The organism is Protofrankia sp. Cas4, from assembly GCF_963555915.1.
Taxonomy (GTDB): Bacteria; Actinomycetota; Actinomycetes; order Frankiales; family Frankiaceae; genus Protofrankia.
This window is the reverse complement of sequence record NZ_CAUVXL010000233.1, coordinates 22085-25268: the sequence shown is the minus strand read 5'-3', so window position 1 is coordinate 25268 and position 3184 is coordinate 22085. Positions and strand designations below refer to the sequence as shown.

Annotated in this window: 3 protein-coding genes and 1 pseudogene; all 4 read left to right on the top strand. The window is 60.3% G+C overall.

Annotated features, from left to right (window positions below; all coding sequences use genetic code 11):
- Positions 1 to 138, top strand: a pseudogene (locus U9979_RS25375) (RHS repeat-associated core domain-containing protein); the annotation flags it as partial.
- A 534-nt stretch (positions 139 to 672) separates the two neighbouring features.
- Positions 673 to 1053 (top strand): hypothetical protein, encoded by a 381-nt coding sequence (locus U9979_RS20905; protein ID WP_322780709.1) that lies wholly within the window; start codon positions 673 to 675, stop codon positions 1051 to 1053.
- Positions 1054 to 1296: 243 nt separating this feature from the next.
- On the top strand, positions 1297 to 2106 hold the full coding sequence (locus tag U9979_RS20900) for an RHS repeat-associated core domain-containing protein (RefSeq protein ID WP_322780708.1): 810 nt from the start codon (positions 1297 to 1299) through the stop codon (positions 2104 to 2106).
- Positions 2107 to 2920: 814 nt separating this feature from the next.
- A partial coding sequence (locus U9979_RS20895) for an RHS repeat domain-containing protein (protein ID WP_322780707.1) occupies positions 2921 to 3184 on the top strand: 264 nt, incomplete at its 3' end.

Below are 3184 nucleotides of genomic sequence, written 5' to 3'. Positions count from 1 at the left end.
GGCCTGATCCTCATGGGCGTCCGCCTCTACAACCCGCTGACCGGCCGGTTCCTGCAAGTCGACCCTGTCCCCGGCGGCAGTGCCAACCCGTACGACTACGCCAACCAGGACCCCCTCAACCAGGTCGACCTCGACGGGAACTGGCCGCATTTCCTGGCAGCGATAGGGCATTCGGTCGTTAATTTCTATGCAACGAACTGGTGGGTTCGGGAGGCTACGGGCATTGCAGTCAACACCGTTGCTGGGATTATAGGTACTGCGTTGTGTGGCGTAGCCTGCGCAATCGCGGCAACCGCTCTCGCGGGAGCCGTAATGGGTGCCTTGAACTACGGGGTTACTACGAACCAGACGACTACCAAGGGCTATGTAACTTCTGCGGTGCGTGGTGGCGTTCAAGCCGGCCTGAACCGGGCTGGCGGAGAATTTACCAGTCGCTGGGTTGGAAACGCGACCCTTCGACGCGCTCATTGGACCAGGCGATTGTCCTGGCATAGCTACTGGGTCCGGGCTGGTGTCTATCATCTTCGGCACGGTTGGCTGCGTCGGTAGTGCTGCGCCCGGCCCTCATGGTCGTCGGCATGGGGGACGGGCGGGGCGGCCTCATCTCCCCCAAATGATATAGAATGGTTAGCTGCCTATCAAAGTGGCTTCTAGGGCCGGGAGGTCGAACTGATGAGCATGGATCAGAATTCCATCTACAAGGCCGACCGAATTGCTATTCAGTCATGGAATGGCCTGCCTCGCAGAACGCGTCGTGAAGTAAGAAGATATGCACGAGAAGGACGCTTTCATCCTGAGCCGGTGGTTGCCAAAGTATCTATTGGGTGGGCGAATGCTGTTCTTCGTGAAGTGTCTCGAAAGGAGCGTAAATCAGAACGCGATGCACACCTTGCCTATATAATTTTTTCAGGAATCGTCGATTTTTTCACAGGGGCAAATGGTACTGTTCTCGGTGGCTCTCTGGGCGGTTGGGGGAAATATAGTATTCCTGAAAAAATGGCTGCTCGGCGAATTATAAACCTGCACGAGAGAAAAATGAATATCGGTCTTTAACTCGGACGGGTTCAAGCAGTCGTTTCGACGCTCCGATACGATTGCACCGCGCCGGCTTTGGTGGGTGGTTCGGAGCGAATTGCATCCGGGCCACTCGCCAGCTGTGGCAGTACGGCATTGTGTTCAACCTGGTCGTAGGGCTACGACGCCGAGTCCAACCGCACGAGTCTGGTCAACCATCCCGACGCCGGGGGTAACCCGACGAGTGGGAACTGCTCGTCGACCACCACTCCCGACTTCACGTTGAACTCCACCTACGATCAGGCCGATAGGCTGACCAACACCGGCTACGGCTATGACCTGTTCGGCCGGACCACCGGGCTGACGGTCGCCGGTGGGGCGTCGGCGAGTGTCGGTTACTACGTCAATGACATGGTCGCCTCCCAGACCCAGGGCTCGACCAGCCGCAGCTACGCCCTGGACCCGGCCCGCCGCATCCGCTCGTGGACGCAGGGGTCGACGACCTGGACCAACCACTACGCGGCCGCGGCCGGAGACAGTCCAGTCGGGGACAGCCCGGCGTGGATCGGGGTGTCCGACGGCAGCTGGACGCGGAACATCACCGGGATCGGTGGGGATCTGGCCGCCATCCAGTCCAACACCGGCACGGTGACGATTCAGCTGGTCAACCTGCACGGGGACGTCGTCGCGACCGCTGACGATTCGACCACCGTGAGTTCGATTGCCAGCTTCGCGGACAGCACCGAGTTCGGTGTTCCGGTCTTCACCTCGACCGCCTATCCGCGGTATGGCTGGCTTGGGGGTAAGGAGCGTTCCGCCGACACCCTCAGCGGGCTGGTCCTGATGGGTGTCCGGCTGTACAACCCGCTGACTGGCCGGTTCCTGCAGATCGACCCGCTCTCCGGCGGTAACGCCAACGCCTACGACTACTGCTCCGGTGATCCGATCAACTGCACCGACATCGACGGCCGGTGGGGCTTCCCCTGGCGGTCGATGCTCACGTTTACAGGGCGGCATCAAGGAGTCAGTGCGCCACATGGCTGGAACATCACGGTCAGCGCTTCGCTGGATACTACGTACTCGGCCATGTAGCGGACAGTATCCGCTCAACGTCAACAATATGAGTGATGATTCGCTGCGGTTGCCCAACCGCGCTACACGGATACAATTTGGATCATGTCAAGGGTTTCGCATTAGTCGTTGGACTTAATTCATTACAGCCCCATAGGATGCTGAGGTTGTCGTCCATCCGTGATGGGAGCTGGCTGGAAACTCACCGATCTCACATTATACAAGTGGTCCACCAGGAGAGTATTCTAGGTGAGAGCTGCAAGAAACAGTAGGCCAGGCAGATGGGGTTGGTGGACGCAAGATGCGATTATGATTCACTTTATCCTCCGCGGATTTATCGCGGGGCTCACAGCGGGGCTCACCGCCGCGGGTGGCCTGCTGTTGATCAATGGAGTGTCGGACGGCAATTGGGAATGGCATCGCTTCGCACTCAACGTAGCGGTGACCATATCAATATTTATTGGCGCATTCGTCGGGATAGGGCGGCGGCAACGCAAATCAGGTGGAACTGCTCCAGACAACAAAGATGCGCAGCCGCATCGACGCTCAGGCCGTGGTGGTAAGAGCGACAGCGCAACAGGGACGGGCTCAGTGGACCGCGGAGGCTCGGGATGATGTGCTACGGAAGGACTCCGGAATCAGCTCAGCCCGGGCACCACTGGCCCGGCGCGGTGGTCCCGGATAGCGCATCCGGGACCGGGTCACCTCGCAGACCGACGCCGACGGCAACACCGCCACGATCGGCTACGACCTCGATGGAAAGGTCACTTCCCGCGCTGACGGGAAAGGCACGGTAACCTACACCTACGACTCGGCCAGCGAGCATCGGGGGCTGGTGACCGCGCTCAACGTCGGCGCTGGCAGCGCCCCGTCGACGTTCGCGGCGTCGTATGACGCGGACGGGAAATTGGTCAGTCAGACCTATCCGAACGGGGTGGTGGCCACTACCCGGTTCGACAACGGTGGCAACCCGACGGCGTTGACCTACGCCAAGTCGGGCACCACCTGGTTGACGTTCAACCAGAAACGGTCGGTGTTCGATCAGGTGCGGGCCGATGCGGGCCCGGCGAACAGCACCGGTCTTACCTACGATCCGGCC